General features: G+C 63.6%; 13 protein-coding genes. 9 read left to right on the forward strand and 4 right to left on the reverse strand.

Annotated features, from left to right (window positions below):
• Nucleotides 1–138: 138 nt before the first annotated feature.
• From tpx to ABEH27_RS14875, 4 genes are all read right to left on the reverse strand, one after another.
• A complete protein-coding gene (gene tpx / locus ABEH27_RS14860; RefSeq protein ID WP_346614314.1) occupies nt 139–639 on the reverse strand; it encodes a thiol peroxidase in 501 nt (166 codons plus the stop codon).
• 168 nt (nt 640–807) lie between these two features.
• On the reverse strand, nt 808–2,088 hold the full coding sequence (locus ABEH27_RS14865) for a serine/threonine transporter (RefSeq protein ID WP_346614315.1): 1,281 nt from the start codon (nt 2,086–2,088) through the stop codon (nt 808–810).
• Between the two features lie 273 nt (nt 2,089–2,361).
• Entirely contained in the window at nt 2,362–3,558 is a 1,197-nt protein-coding gene (locus tag ABEH27_RS14870; RefSeq protein ID WP_346614316.1) for an amino acid aminotransferase, read from the reverse strand.
• A gap of 118 nt (nt 3,559–3,676) precedes the next feature.
• Nucleotides 3,677–4,702 (reverse strand): Ldh family oxidoreductase, encoded by a 1,026-nt coding sequence (locus ABEH27_RS14875; protein WP_346614317.1) that lies wholly within the window; start codon nt 4,700–4,702, stop codon nt 3,677–3,679.
• A gap of 143 nt (nt 4,703–4,845) precedes the next feature.
• Here ABEH27_RS14875 and ABEH27_RS14880 point away from each other — a divergent pair, with 143 nt between their 5' ends.
• From ABEH27_RS14880 to ABEH27_RS14920, 9 genes are all read left to right on the forward strand, one after another.
• Nucleotides 4,846–5,709 (forward strand): MurR/RpiR family transcriptional regulator, encoded by an 864-nt coding sequence (locus ABEH27_RS14880; protein WP_346614318.1) that lies wholly within the window; start codon nt 4,846–4,848, stop codon nt 5,707–5,709.
• A gap of 21 nt (nt 5,710–5,730) precedes the next feature.
• Complete coding sequence (locus tag ABEH27_RS14885; RefSeq protein WP_346614319.1) at nt 5,731–6,483, forward strand: transporter substrate-binding domain-containing protein; 753 nt, start codon at nt 5,731–5,733, stop codon at nt 6,481–6,483.
• A 115-nt stretch (nt 6,484–6,598) separates the two neighbouring features.
• Nucleotides 6,599–7,318 carry an ABC transporter permease subunit gene (locus tag ABEH27_RS14890; RefSeq protein WP_346614320.1) on the forward strand — a complete coding sequence of 240 codons (720 nt, stop codon included), beginning with the start codon at nt 6,599–6,601 and terminating at the stop codon, nt 7,316–7,318.
• Entirely contained in the window at nt 7,315–8,025 is a 711-nt protein-coding gene (locus ABEH27_RS14895) for an ABC transporter permease subunit (RefSeq protein WP_346614321.1), read from the forward strand. The genes ABEH27_RS14890 and ABEH27_RS14895 overlap by 4 nt, the downstream gene beginning before the upstream one ends.
• A 14-nt stretch (nt 8,026–8,039) precedes the next feature.
• Nucleotides 8,040–9,284 (forward strand): FAD-binding oxidoreductase, encoded by a 1,245-nt coding sequence (locus ABEH27_RS14900; RefSeq protein ID WP_346614322.1) that lies wholly within the window; start codon nt 8,040–8,042, stop codon nt 9,282–9,284.
• A gap of 22 nt (nt 9,285–9,306) precedes the next feature.
• Entirely contained in the window at nt 9,307–10,089 is a 783-nt protein-coding gene (locus ABEH27_RS14905; RefSeq protein ID WP_346614323.1) for an amino acid ABC transporter ATP-binding protein, read from the forward strand.
• Between the two features lie 480 nt (nt 10,090–10,569).
• The gene (locus ABEH27_RS14910) at nt 10,570–11,379 is read left to right on the forward strand and encodes a type 1 glutamine amidotransferase (RefSeq protein ID WP_346614324.1); all 810 of its coding nucleotides are present in this window, start codon (nt 10,570–10,572) and stop codon (nt 11,377–11,379) included.
• A gap of 843 nt (nt 11,380–12,222) precedes the next feature.
• On the forward strand, nt 12,223–13,134 hold the full coding sequence (gene kdgD / locus ABEH27_RS14915; protein ID WP_346614325.1) for a 5-dehydro-4-deoxyglucarate dehydratase: 912 nt from the start codon (nt 12,223–12,225) through the stop codon (nt 13,132–13,134).
• Between the two features lie 105 nt (nt 13,135–13,239).
• A complete protein-coding gene (locus ABEH27_RS14920; RefSeq protein ID WP_346614326.1) occupies nt 13,240–14,604 on the forward strand; it encodes an MFS transporter in 1,365 nt (454 codons plus the stop codon).
• The last annotated feature ends 69 nt before the right edge of the window (nt 14,605–14,673 follow it).

Consider the following 14,673-nt stretch of genomic DNA (forward strand, 5'->3'; position numbering starts at 1 on the left):
TTCCGGGCCGTTACAGGGTGTTGCTTGGAGAGGATGGGGGGTGGAGAGTTCCGTTGTCCAGGACGTACCTGTAGGCGCGTCCTTGCCCGCGAAGAGGCCGGAACAGGCGGCAAGAACCCGCCCTGCCCCCCGCAATCCTTACTTCAGAACAGCCAGCGCCGCATCATAGTTCGGCTCGTCGGCGATTTCGCCAACCAGCTCGCTGTGCAGCACCTTGTCGTTCTCGTCCAGCACCACCACGGCGCGGGCAGCCAGGCCGGCCAGGGGGCCGTCGGCGATGGCGACGCCATAGGCTTCGAGGAATTCACGGCCACGCAGGGTCGACAGGTTCTTCACGTTCTCCAGGCCTTCAGCGCCGCAGAAGCGAGCCTGGGCGAACGGCAGGTCGGCGGAAATGCACAGCACCACGGTGTTGGCCACATCGTTGGCCTGGGCGTTGAACTTGCGCACCGAGGTGGCGCAGGTCGGGGTGTCGACGCTTGGGAAGATGTTCAGCACCTTGCGCTTGCCGGCGAAGTCCTTCAGCGACTTGTCGGCCAGGCCTTCACCTACCAGGGAGAAAGCAGGAGCCTGGGCACCGGTTTTCGGCAGTTCGCCGTTGACCTGAACCGGGTTGCCTTTGAGCGTCACTTGAGCCATGGGACGAAATCCTTATACGGGGTTTGAAAAGGACCCTGAGTTAAGCATGAAGGCGGCCGGGTGCCTATGGGGTACAGCGAAATTGTTCGAATGACGGACAATTCTTGTGGACAAAAAAATGTCCGGGTGGCGACAGCCAACCCGGACACGTCTACAGCAAGCAGCGAATCAGGCCAGCAGGCCGTACACCACGGAGGTCAGCGCGACCAACCCCACCACTACCACGAATACATTGGACATCGCGCCGCTGTACTTGCGCATCGAGGGCACGCGGCGGATGGCGTACATCGGCATCAGGAACAGCAGCACGGCGATGATCGGGCCGCCCAGCGACTCGATCATGCCAAGGATGCTCGGGTTGAGGGTGGCGACGATCCAGCACACCACCAGCATCAGCGCGGCAACCACGCGGTCCAGCGCCTTGGCGCCGGGGCGCGCACCCGTTTTGGCGATGATGCCCTTGAGGCCTTCGCTGGCACCGATGTAGTGGCCCAGGAACGACTTGGCGATAGCAATGAAGGCAATCAGCGGCGCGGCAAAGGCGATGGTCGGGTTGCTGAAGTGGTTGGCCAGGTACGACAGGATCGACAGGTTCTGCGCCTTGGCCTCGGCCAGTTGCGCGCTGTCGAGGGTCAGCACGCAGCTGAACACGAAGAACAGCACCATGGCCACCATCAGCAGGTGGGCGCGGGCCAGGATCTGGCCGCTGCGCTCGTCGGCGTGCTCGCCGTAACGGCGCTTCTGGTCAACGGCAAAGGCCGAGATGATCGGCGAATGGTTGAACGAGAAGACCATCACCGGAATCGCCAGCCACACGGTGTGCAGGAACGCCGAACCCGACGGCAGCTGGGTGGCGCTATCAAGGATGCCACCGGTCCAGTGCGGTACCAGGTACAGGCCCAGCAGCGCCAGGGCGACGATGAACGGGTAGACCAGCAGGCTCATGACCTTGACCGTGGCCTGCTCGCCGCAACGCACGATGGCCAGCAAACCGAGGATCAGCATGAACGACAGCAGCGCCCGCGGCGGCGGCGCCATGTGCAGCTGGTGCTCCATGAAGCTGGTCACCGTGTTGGTCAGCGCCACGCTATAGATAAGCAGGATCGGGAAGATGGCGAAGAAGTACAGGACGGTGATGAGTGCGCCGGCCTTGATGCCGAAATGCTCTTCGACCACTTCGGTGATGTCGCCGCCGTTGCGCCCGGACAACACGAAACGGGTCAGGCCACGGTGGGCGAAGTAGGTCATCGGGAACGCCAGTGCGGCGAGGATCATCAGCGGCCAGAACCCGCCGAGGCCAGCGTTGATCGGCAGGAACAAGGTGCCTGCACCGATGGCGGTGCCGAACAGGCCCAGCATCCAGGTAGTGTCTTGACGCGACCAGCTGCCCAGGGCGGCCGGGGTTGATTCTTCATAGCGCCGTTCGACGCTTGGGGCCTGCTCATTCATTCCGGGTGTAGCTCCACTCGCAAGACTGCAACAGGGCTGGGAATGGCGAAACAGACGCTTCGTGCACCCCAACCAGATCAAGAGGGGCGCGATTGTGCACTGAAAGTGGGCGGTTGCGAAGCCCCGTCCGAGGGACGGTTGCACTTGTCATGACAACAAGGTGTCACCAGGAGGGCCGCTTCGCAGGGCAGGCCCGCCCCCACAGGTGCAACTCAGCACTTGTGGGAGCGGGCTTGCCCCGCGAATGGGCTGCAAAGCAGCCCCCTTGTCACATCACTTCTGAACGGCAGCGAACGCTTCGGCAACCCGTTGCAGGTTGGCCGGGCGCAGGCCGGACATGCACACCCGGCCGCTGTCGATCAGGTACACACCAAACTCGTCACGCAGGCGACGGACCTGCTCGACGCTGAAACCGGTGTAGCTGAACATGCCGCGCTGGCGCAGGAAGAACTGGAAGTCCTGACCTGGCAGCAGTACCGCCAGCGCATCGACCAGCGCCTGGCGCATGTCGAGGATACGCTTGCGCATGACTTCCACTTCAGCTTCCCACTGGGCATTGAGGGCAGCATCGCCGAGCACGCCGGCCACCAGCTGGGCACCGAAGTTGGGCGGGCTGGAGTAGTTGCGGCGCACAGTGGCCTTGAGCTGGCCGAGTACGCTCTGGGTAGTGGCTTCGTCGTCACAGACCACCGACAGGCCCCCTACCCGCTCGCCGTACAGCGAGAAAATTTTCGAGAACGAGTTGCTGACCAGGCACGGCACGCCGGCACGGGCCATTTCGCGGATGGCGTAGGCGTCTTCCACCAGGCCTTCGCCAAAGCCCTGGTAGGCGATGTCGAGGAACGGAATCAGCTGGCGAGCCTTGACCACTTCCACCACTTGCTGCCACTGGTTCTGGGTCAGGTCGGCACCGGTCGGGTTGTGGCAGCACGGGTGCAGCAGCACCACGCTGTTGGCCGGCAGGGTCTGCAGGGTGGCCAGCATGCCGTCGAAGTCGACGCCACGGGTAGTCTGGTCAAAGTACGGGTAACTATTAACCTTGAACCCAGCGCCTTCGAAGATGGCGCGGTGGTTGTCCCAGGTCGGGTTGCTGACCCAGACTTCCGACTGCGGGAAGTAACGCTTGAGGAAGTCGGCACCGACCTTGAGCGCGCCGGAGCCGCCAACGGTCTGCACGGTGGCCACGCGCTTGCCGGTGACGGCCGGGTGGTCGGCACCGAACAGCAGCGCCTGGATGGCCTGGCGGTAGCTGGCCAGGCCTTCCATCGGCAGGTACAGCGAGGCTTCGTGGTCAACCCCGGCAATGCGTTTTTCCACCGCATCCACGGCCGCCAGCTGCGGCACCACGCCGGCCTCATCGTAGTACAGGCCGATACTCAGGTTGACCTTGTCGGCGCGCGGGTCGGCCTTGAAGGTTTCCATCAACGAGAGGATCGGGTCGCCGGCATAGGCATCGACATGTTTGAACACAGCGTGCAGCTCCTTGGATCAGGACAGTTCGGAAAGGCTGCCCTGAGGATACCCGGAGTCGGCGGGAAGGAACATCACCTAATGTGCAAGGTTGTCTATGCAAGAATGCACAGGGCAATCAGCCCAGCAGCGCCTTCAGGCCCTGCAGCTCCTGCTCGGTCACCGCCACCCCTTCGCGCTCGGCAATTTCACGCTCCCGGTAACGCCGCTCGCCCGGCAGCCGCGTCAACCCCACCGCCTGCATCTGCTCGACCAGCTCACGGCTGCGCTGGGCAAAGCGGTCGCCTTCGGCCTTGCTCGGGTCGATGACGATGAGCAACTGCCCGGTCCACGGCGTTTTCGCGCCCGGGTGGCCCGACCAGTCGAACTCCCAGGAAAAATGCCCACCGGTCAGTGCCGCCGCCAGCAGTTCGACCATCATCGACAGCGCCGAGCCCTTGTGGCTGCCAAACGGCAGCAGTGCGCCCCCTTCGAGAATGGCCTTGGGGTCGGTGGTCGGCTGGCCGTCGGCGTCCACGCCCATGCCTTCGGGTAACGGCTGGCCGGCACGGGCGGCAATCTGCACGTCGCCATGGGCCATGGCGCTGGTGGCCATGTCGAAGACGATCGGGTCATGCCCCGCGCACGGTGCGGCAAAGGCAATCGGGTTGGTGCCGAACAGCGGCTGGCGCGCACCATGGGGCACCACGCAGGTCATGCTGTTGACCACGCTCAGCGCCACCAGGCCTTCATCGGCGAACGGCTCGACATCCGGCCACAGCGCGGCAAAGTGGTGCGAATTGTGGATCGCCAGCACCGCAATACCAGCACTGCGGGCCTTTTCGACCAGCAGCCCACGCGCTGCCGCCAAGGCCGGTTGAGCAAAGCCACCCCCCGCGTCGACCCTGACATAACCGGATGCCACATCGCTCACCTGCGGTGCGGCCTGGCCGTTGACCCAGCCGCTGGCCAGGGTCGAGACGTACCCGGGAATACGAAACACCCCGTGGCTATGGGCGCCATCACGCTGGGCGCTGGCGCAGTTGTGGGCGAGCACGCCGGCCACCGCCTCGCTGCAGCCGTGGCGCTGGAAGATTGCTTGCAACAGGCCCTGCAGCTCGGCAAAAGGCACGCGCACGACGGGTTCGGTGGAAGGTGCAGACATCTGAAGCTCCTTTCTTGGATTTGGAATGGCAACAGCATTGGCAGCGACAAAAACTTTCCTGCATGTGACAGCTATCTGTCAAATATTGACGCAGTGACAGAAAACATCCATTTTCTATTCCACGCCTCACCTGGAGCAGCGGCATGAGCCAACCGATCAAGCAACGCCTGGAAAACAGCCTGCAAGGGGCCACGGCTTCGGGCCACAAGATCGCCAGCTACATGCTCGCCAATCTTCAGCAACTGCCGTTCCAGACCTCTGCCAGCATCGCAGACAAGCTGGGGGTCAGCGAATCCAGCGTCGGGCGTTTCTGCCGCTCCCTCGGTTATGCCCATCTCAAGGCGCTCAAGCAAGACCTGCAGAGCGACTTGGGTGACGGCCCGTGGCTGGTGGGCGACCGTTTGCAGGAGTATCGCCAGCAGCACGATGACAGCCACCGCGCCGGCAGCCTGGAGCTGGAAATCGCCGCGTTGGTGCGGGTGCATGAATACAGCCGCAGCGATGCCTGGCACCAGGCGGCCCAGCGCCTGGCGGACAGGCCACGGGTGTTCATTGCCGGTTTTCAGACCGAGCGCGGCGTCGCCCAGTGCATGGCGCACCTGCTGCACTACCTGCGCGATGGCGTGCAGGTGGTGGATGGCAGCGCTGGGCACTTTGGCGACGTGCTGCTTGGCCGCCCGGAAAACAGCGCCCTGGTGGTGTTCGAGGCGCGCCGGTATTCCCGCCATGCCCTGCTGCTGTGCCAGAAGGCACGCCAGGCCGGCATACCGGTGACGCTGGTGACCGACACCTTCTGTGACTGGGCCGATGCCAACGCCGACGAGGTGTTCCGCATCCCCACCGAATTCAATCTGTTCTGGGAATCCACCTCGGCGATGCTGTCGTGGGTGCACCTGATGGTCAACGAGGTCTGCAAGAAACTTGGGCCGGATGTTGAAAAACGCTTGGAAGCGACTGCCGCTCTACATAACGAGTTCGTCGGCTACACGACGGGCAAACAACAATAGCAAGAGTGCAAGAGGTGCGAGATGAACAAGACCATGGCTTTGGTGGGTGCGTGTGCCCTGCTGCTGGCGGGTGCCGCCAGCGCCGAAACCCTGCGCTTCGCCACCGAGGGCGCGTACCCGCCTTTCAACTATGTGGATGCCGATAACCAGCTGCATGGCTTCGACATCGACATCACCCACGCCCTGTGCGAACAGATGAAGGTGGAGTGCACCCTGGTCGCCCAGGACTGGGAAGGCATCATCCCCGCCTTGATGGCGCGCAAGTACGATGCCGTGGTGGCCTCGATGATCGACACCGAAGAGCGGCGCAGGAAGATCGCCTTCACCGAGCACTACTACCGCACCCCGCTGACCGTCGCCGTGGCCAAGGACAGCAAGATCAGCGACGCTCAGACCACGTTCGACGGCTACACCGTGGGCGCCCAGTCGTCCTCCACCCAGGCGATCTATGCCGAGGACGTATACGCCAAGGCCGGCGCCGACGTGAAACTCTACCCGACCCTGGACGAGGCCAACGCCGACCTCGCCGCCGGCCGCCTGGACGGGGTGATCGCCGACAAGTTCCCGCTGCACGAGTGGATGACCAAGAACGGCCAGGACTGCTGCAAGGTACTCGGCGACGTGGCCGGGACCAAGGCCGATGCCGCCATTGCCGTGCGCAAGGACGACGAGGCGCTGCGCCAGCGCCTGAATGCCGCACTGACAGCGATCGTCGCCAACGGCACCTACCAGAAGATTGCCAGCAAGTATTTCGACTTCGACATCTATAACTGACGTTCAGCCCAACGCCGCACGTCGGCCCCCACAGAGATCCCAGGTTCGCTGCGACACCTGTGGGAGCCGGCTTGCCGGCGATTGAGGCCGGGCCAGCCAATACAAGGGATATGTCATGCTCGATCAATTGTCCTTGCTGTCCTTCGCCAGTGGCGGCTGGGGCCAGGCGCTGCTGGCCGGCGCGCTGGTCACCGTGTCGCTGGCCCTCGCCTGCCTGCCCATCGGCCTGCCGCTGGGCCTGGCCGTGGCCCTGGCGGCGCGCTCACGCAAACGCCTGGCGCGCGCCTGGGCAACCTGCTTTTCCACCGTGTTCCGTGGCTTGCCCGAGCTGCTGACCCTGCTGATCATTTATTACGGCTGCCAGATCGCCGCGCAGAAGCTGCTGGCCGCGATGGGCTACCAGGGTGAGTTCCTGATCAATACCTTCCTCGCCGCCATGATCGCCTTCAGCCTGGTGTTCGCCGCGTTTTCCAGCGAGATCTGGCTGGCTGCCTTCAAGACCCTGCCCAAAGGCCAGCTTGAAGCCTGCTCGGCGCTGGGCCTGGGCAGGCGCACGGCGTTCTTCAAGGTAGTGCTGCCACAGCTGACGCGCATTGCCCTGCCAGGGCTTTCGAACAACTGGCTGTCGTTGCTCAAGGACACCTCCTTGGTTTCGACCATCTCGCTGGTCGACCTGATGCGCCAAACCAACCTCGCGGTCAGCGTCACCAAAGAGCCCATGTTCTTCTATGGCGTGGCCTGCCTGGGGTACCTGCTGTTCGCAGCACTGTCGGGGCGGGTGTTCGCCTTCATCGAACGGCGCAGCAACCGTCACCTGCAAGGAGCACGCACATGAGTGCCGAACAACTGCTGAACCTGGTGCTGGACCCCGAGCTGCTGGAGCGCTACGGGCCGCGTTTTGTGGAGGGTTTGCTGGTAACGGCCAAGCTGGTGGCGATTTCCTTCAGCCTGGGTGCCGTGCTCGGCCTGCTGCTGGCGCTGGCGCGGATGTCGCGCCACCTGCTGCTGCAACGGCTGGCCGCCGGCTACGTCTATTTCTTCCGCGGCTCGCCCCTGCTGGCGCAGCTGTTCCTGCTGTATTACGGCCTGGGTTCGTTGAAGGGGTTCTGGCAGGACGTTGGCCTTTGGTGGTTCTTCCGCGAAGCCTGGTTGTGCACCTTGCTGGCCTTCACCCTGAACACCGCCGCCTACCAGGCCGAAATTTTCCGCGGCAGCCTGATGGCGGTGGCGCCCGGGCAGCATGAAGCCGCACGGGCATTGAACCTGAAACGCTCGACCACCTTCTTCAAGGTGATCCTGCCGCAATCGTTGCTGGTAGCCATCGGCCCGCTGGGCAACGAGCTGATCCTGATGATCAAGGCCAGCGCCATCGCCTCGCTGGTGACGATCTACGACCTGATGGGGGTGACCAAGCTGGCGTTCTCGCGCAGCTTCGACTTCCAGATCTACCTGTGGGCCGCTGTGCTCTACCTGGTGATCGTGGAGCTGGTACGGCGCCTGCTGAAACACCTGGAAGCCCGCCTGGGCCGCCACTTGAACTGACCGAGGATCCATTCATGCATTGCCAGACCCTTGTCCTTGGCGCCGGTATCGTCGGCGTCAGCACCGCCCTGCACCTGCAGGCACGCGGGCGCCAGGTGATCCTGATCGACCGCGACCAGCCCGGCAGCGGCACCAGCCATGGCAACGCCGGGCTGATCGAGCGCTCCAGCGTCATTCCCTATGCCTTCCCGCGGCAATTCGGCGCGCTGCTGCGCTACGGCCTGAACCGCCAACCGGACGTACGCTACAGCCTGCTGCACCTGCCCAAAGCCGCGCCGTGGCTGCTGCGCTACTGGCGGCAATCGGCGCCTGGGCGGCTGGCCGGCGCTGCCGCCGATATGCTGCCGCTGGTGCAGCGCTGCGTCGAAGAGCATGACGCGTTGATCGCCGCCGCCGGCCTTGAAGGGCTGGTGCAGGCCAAGGGCTGGATCGAGGTATACCGCGATCCTGCGTTGTTCGAGCAGGCCAAGGCCGAGCTCAAGGGCCTGGCCCGTTACGGCCTGCGCTACGAGATTCTCGAGCGCGGGCAAATGCAAGCCCGCGAGCATCAGCTCGACAGTGCCGTGGTCGGCGGCATCCATTGGCTGGACCCGAAAACCGTGAAGGACCCCGGCGCCCTCACGCGTGGTTACGCCGCATTGTTCGTGCAGCGTGGCGGGCAGTTCCTGCATGGCGATGCATGCAGCCTGCGCCAGGCCGGCGGGCAGTGGCAGGTCGACAGCCAGCGCGGTTCGATCACCGCCGACGAAGTGGTGGCCTGCCTCGGCCCGCAGTCGGCCGACCTCTACCAGCGCCTGGGTTACCAGATCCCGCTGGGCATCAAGCGCGGCTACCACATGCATTACGGCACCCGCGGCGGCGCCCAGTTGCAGCACTCGATCTGCGATACCCAAGGCGGCTATGTGTTGGCCCCCATGGCACGTGGCGTGCGCCTGACCACCGGCATCGAGTTCGCCGCCAGTGACGCGCCGGGCAACGAGATCCAGCTCAAGCGCTGCGAAGCGCTGGCGCGCAAGCTGTTCCCGGCCCTGGGCGAGCGCCTGGACGACCAACCCTGGCTGGGCCGCCGCCCGTGCCTGCCGGACATGCGCCCGGTGATCGGCCCGGCGCCGCGACACGAAGGCCTGTGGTTCAACTTCGGCCACGCCCACCACGGCCTGACCCTCGGCCCGGTCAGCGGCCGGCTGCTGGCTGAACTGCTCACCGGCGAGCGCCCCTTTACCGACCCTGCGCCTTACAGCGCGGCACGTTTCGACTGAATCCAAGCGGGAGAACAACAACATGACCGCCCCTTTGAGTGTTGCCAGCCTTGCTTCTGAAACCGACCCACGCCCGGTGCTGATCCGCATCGAGGGCCTGAACAAGCACTATGGCGCCTATCACGTGCTGCGCGATATCGACCTGCAGGTGCGCGAAGGCGAGCGCATCGTACTGTGCGGCCCGTCCGGCTCGGGCAAATCCACCCTGATCCGCTGCATCAACCGCCTGGAGGTCGCTGAACAAGGCAGCGTCCAGGTGGCCGGTACCGACCTCGCTGCCACCACCCGCCAGGCGGCCCAGGTGCGCAGCGAGATCGGCATGGTGTTCCAGCATTTCAACCTGTTCCCGCACATGAGCGTGCTGGACAACTGCCTGCTGGCGCCCACCAGCGTGCGCGGGCTGTCGCGCAAGGACGCCGAGGAACGGGCGCGGATGTACCTGAGCAAGGTCGGTATCGAAAGCCAGGCGCACAAGTACCCCAGCCAGCTGTCCGGTGGCCAGCAGCAACGCGTGGCGATCGCCCGGGCACTGTGCATGAAACCGCGCATCATGCTGTTCGACGAGCCAACCTCGGCACTCGACCCGGAAATGGTCGCCGAAGTACTGGATGTGCTGGTGCAGTTGGCTGGCACCGGCATGACCATGCTGTGCGTCACCCATGAAATGGGCTTCGCCCGGCAGGTAGCAGAGCGGGTGCTGTTTCTTGAGGGTGGGCAGATCATCGAGGACAGCCCGCCGCAGGTGTTCTTCAACCAACCACGCACCGCACGGGCCAAAAGTTTTCTGGCGCAGATCCTTCATTGAGGCCACTGGCCCTATCGCCGGCAAGCCGGCTCCCACAGGTATGGACTGCCCCCAAGAAGTTGGACACCAATCCAATCCTTGGGGGCAGCCCAGGTACGGCGCAGGTCTTGAATGCGCTGATTTCCCTGTGGGAGCCGGCTTGCCGGCGATAGGGCCAGCGAACACCACACAAGCGGCCTTTCATTGCACCGCTGCAATGACCCAACTGCGTCGTTAAATATTATTGACCTCACCCCCTGCCAAACCCTTGCCGCCTGAGGCCCGCAAGGGTTTTAGCCCCCGAATTCAGGCGCTTTATCCCTTCCATCCCCCCTGCCAGTCGTTTGACATATCGAACGGCTCTGGCAAGCTGTCTACAAGCCCCGACCGGAATCGTCGCCTCTGACGAGCCGGCAGTGCTCGGGGCTTCAGGTAGCACATCAGGCCCCGGGCCGTGCACCTGCACAACAACGACAGGTCGAACCTGTCATAAGGTGACATATGTCCAACAGCAACATTGGCAACAAGCAACCTTCCCTGCGCAAACCCGTCGTCCTGATGACCATGGGCAGCCAAGAGCGCAAAGGCCATGACTATCAGGTCATGACCCACAAATACATTACCCCGCTGGTCGACTTCTCCGATTGCGTCCCGGTTCTGGTGCCCACCTGCTGTGGCGTCGAAGACCTCGAGACCTATCTGGACATGGCCGACGGCGTGTACCTGACCGGTGCCGGCAGCAACATCGAGCCAAGCCTGTACGGCCAGGAAAACCAGACCCCGGGCAAAGGCCAGGACGTCAATCGCGACCTGTTCGACATCCCGCTGGTGAAGGCAGCGCTCAAGCGCGGCCTGCCAATCTTCGGCGTCTGCCGCGGCATGCAGGAAATCAACGTGGCCCTGGGCGGCGACATCTACCAGAAGGTCTACGCCGAACCTGGTTTCAACGACCACCGTGAAAACCCGGAAGACCCGGTCGAGGTGCAGTACGCCCAGGTGCACAGCGTGAAGATCAAGCCGGGCAGCTGGCTGCGTGACACCCTCGGCACCGACGAGATTCGCGTCAACTCGTTGCACGGCCAGGGCCTGCGCAACCTGGGTGCCGGCCTTGAGCCGATCGCCCATGCTGAAGACGGCCTGGTCGAAGCGATCCACGGCCCGAGCATCTCGCCGTTTCTGTTCGCCGTGCAGTGGCACCCGGAGTGGCAAGCGGCGAAGAACCCTGACTCTATCAAGATCTTCCAGGCCTTCGGCGATGCCTGCCGTGCCCAGGTTCGCAAGTCTCAGATCAAGCGCCAACAGGCGGCTTGACCCTCAGCTTCGTTAGGTTTTGATCGCGGGGCGGCGCAAGGTCGCCCCCGCTTCCTCGGTCACCCTCTGCTGGTCCCAGAACACTTCCCGTGGAAGCGGGCGGCGGGCTTGTGCCTGTCTCCGCGATCGTTTTTTCCTTTCCTCCTTAAGAGATACGATGACCGTATGTGTGGTCGTCGTAGGATTTTCTGCGCCTGGGAGATGGAGCGCCGCCCGCGGGGTGCTTGCCTTAGGATCTTCAGCGCCCTTGAGATCGAGCGCCGCCCGCGCGGCGCATCGCGAAGCGCTTGCCTTAGAATCTTCAGCGCCCTTGAGATCGAGCGCCGCCCGCGCGGCGCTTCGCGGGGCAAGCCCGCTCCCACATTTGTTGCAACGCGCCGTTCCAGACAGGCCATGGTTGTTAGCCTTGGCGCATGACTGAAGACTGGTGGGGCGCAGGCCGCGCCAGCCGAGAAATCACGTAGTGCCAACAAGGCTGGCAACTATGGCCTCACAGGCCATGGCACGTTGCAACAAATGTGGGAGCGGGCTTGCCCCGCGAAGCGCCGCGCGGGCGGCGCTCGATCTCATAGGCGCCAAAGATCCCAAGGCAAGCGCTTCGCGATGCGCCGCGCGGGCGGCGCTCGATCTCAAAGGCCCTAAAGATCTCAAGGCAAGCGCTTCGCGATGCGCCGCGCGGGCGGCGCTCGATCTATGCCCCACCGCAAATCCTATGACAAGCACCCTCACGCTCCCCCAAAAAAATCTCCAACAAAGGACTAGCCATTCCGGAGGTTGTACGATAACTTACCTCCATCGCAACACATCACACCTTCACCCAAGCGCCACAGGATGCCAACAACAATGAATCCACAAGAACTGAAATCCATCCTCTCCCACGGCCTGCTCTCTTTCCCGGTCACCGACTTCAATGCCCAGGGCGATTTCAACCAGGCCGGCTACATCAAGCGCCTGGAATGGCTGGCCCCGTACGGCGCAAGCGCCCTGTTCGCCGCCGGCGGCACCGGTGAGTTCTTCTCCCTGGCCGCCAGCGAGTACAGCCAGGTGATCAAGACCGCAGTCGACACCTGCGCCACGTCGGTACCCATCCTCGCCGGCGTCGGCGGCTCCACCCGCCAGGCCATCGAATACGCTCAAGAAGCCGAGCGCCTGGGTGCCAAGGGCCTGCTGCTGCTGCCGCACTACCTGACCGAAGCCAGCCAGGACGGTGTTGCGGCCCACGTCGAAGCCGTGTGCAAATCGGTGAACATCGGTGTGGTGGTTTACAACCGCAACGTCTGCCGCCTGAACGCCGACCTGCTGGAAAAACTGGCCGAACGCTGCCCGAACCTGATCGGCTACAAGGACGGCCTGGGCGACATCGAATTGATGGTGTCGATCCGTCGTCGCCTGGGTGACCGCTTCAGCTACCTGGGTGGCCTGCCGACCGCCGAAGTGTATGCTGCGGCCTACAAAGCCCTGGGTGTGCCGGTTTACTCGTCGGCGGTGTTCAACTTCGTGCCGAAGACCGCGATGGACTTCTACCACGCCATCGCCCGTGAAGATCACGCCACCGTTGGCAAGCTGATCGACGATTTCTTCCTGCCGTACCTGGACATCCGCAACCGTAAGGCCGGTTATGCCGTGAGCATCGTCAAGGCTGGCGCCAAGATCGCCGGTTACGACGCAGGCCCGGTGCGCACCCCGCTGACCGACCTGACCGCTGAAGAATACGAAATGCTCGCAGCGCTGATGGACAAGATGGGTCCGCAATAAGCGCACCCCCAGCGGCCTGCCAATGCCGCACCCGGAGTGGGCTACCCCCACTCCGGCTACAACTCGTGAGCCCGCACAAAAATAACTAGTGGGAGTATTGCCAGCATGCAAGCGACTAAAAAGACGCATGTGCGCTACCTGATCCTGTTCATGCTGTTCCTGGTGACCACGATCAACTATGCCGACCGCGCCACCATCGCCATCGCAGGCTCCAGCCTGCAGAAAGACCTCGGCATTGACGCCGTAACCCTCGGTTATATCTTCTCCGCCTTTGGATGGGCTTACGTTGCCGGCCAGATCCCTGGTGGCTGGCTGTTGGACCGCTTCGGTTCCAAGAACGTGTACGCGTTCAGCATCTTCACCTGGTCACTGTTCACCCTGCTGCAGGGTTTTGTCGGTGGCCTGCCGGTCGCCTGGGCGGTCGTCACCCTGTTCACCCTGCGCTTTCTGGTCGGTTTCGCCGAAGCCCCGTCGTTCCCGGGCAATGCCCGTATCGTCGCGGCCTGGTTCCCCACCGCAGAACGTGGCACGGCGTCGGCGATCTTCAACTCGGCGCAGTACTTCGCCACCGCGCTGTTCGCCCCGATCATGGGCTGGATCGTGTTCAGCTTCGGCTGGGAGCACGTGTTCGTGGTCATGGGTGCACTGGGCATCGTGTTCTCTGCCGTGTGGCTGAAGACCATCTACAACCCACGCCAACACCCGCGCATCAGCCCGCAAGAGCTCGAGCACATCGAGCAGAACGGCGGCCTGGTGGACATGGACCAGAAGCGCGGCAATGACGGCCCGAAATGGGGCTACATCAAGCAACTGCTGACCAGCCGCATGCTGCTGGGCGTCTACCTGGGCCAGTACTGCATCAACGCGATCACCTACTTCTTCCTGACCTGGTTCCCGGTGTACCTGGTGCAGGAGCGCGGCATGACCATTCTCAAGGCAGGCTTCATCGCCTCGCTGCCGGCCATCTGCGGCTTCATCGGGGGTGTGCTGGGTGGCGTGTTGTCGGACTGGCTGCTGCGCCGCGGCAATTCGCTGACCTTCTCGCGCAAGCTGCCAATCGTCTGTGGCCTGCTGCTGTCGACCACCATGGTCTTCTGCAACTATGTAGACGCTGAATGGATGGTGGTCGGCTTCATGACCCTCGCCTTCTTCGGCAAAGGCATCGGTGCGCTGGGCTGGGCGGTGGTCGCCGACACTTCGCCGAAACAGATCGCCGGGTTGTCTGGTGGGTTGTTCAACACCTTCGGCAACATCGCTTCGATCACCACCCCGATTGTCATCGGCTACATCATCAGTGCTACCGGCTCGTTCAAGTGGGCCCTGGTGTATGTGGGTGCCAACGCCCTGGTGGCGGTGTTCAGCTACCTGGTGATCGTCGGCCCGATCAAGCGTATCGAGCTGCGCGAAGACGCCCCCAAGCCACAGGCTGAGCCTGCCGCCAACGGTGAACTGGCCAGCTCGCGTCACTGAGTGAACACGCCCGCGCCGGGTTGCCGGTGCGGGCGGATGTACAAAAGCCTGAGAACCTAAACGTAGGGC

The sequence above is a fragment of the Pseudomonas sp. P39-UII1 genome (genome assembly GCF_039672635.1).
GTDB lineage: Bacteria > Pseudomonadota > Gammaproteobacteria > Pseudomonadales > Pseudomonadaceae > Aquipseudomonas.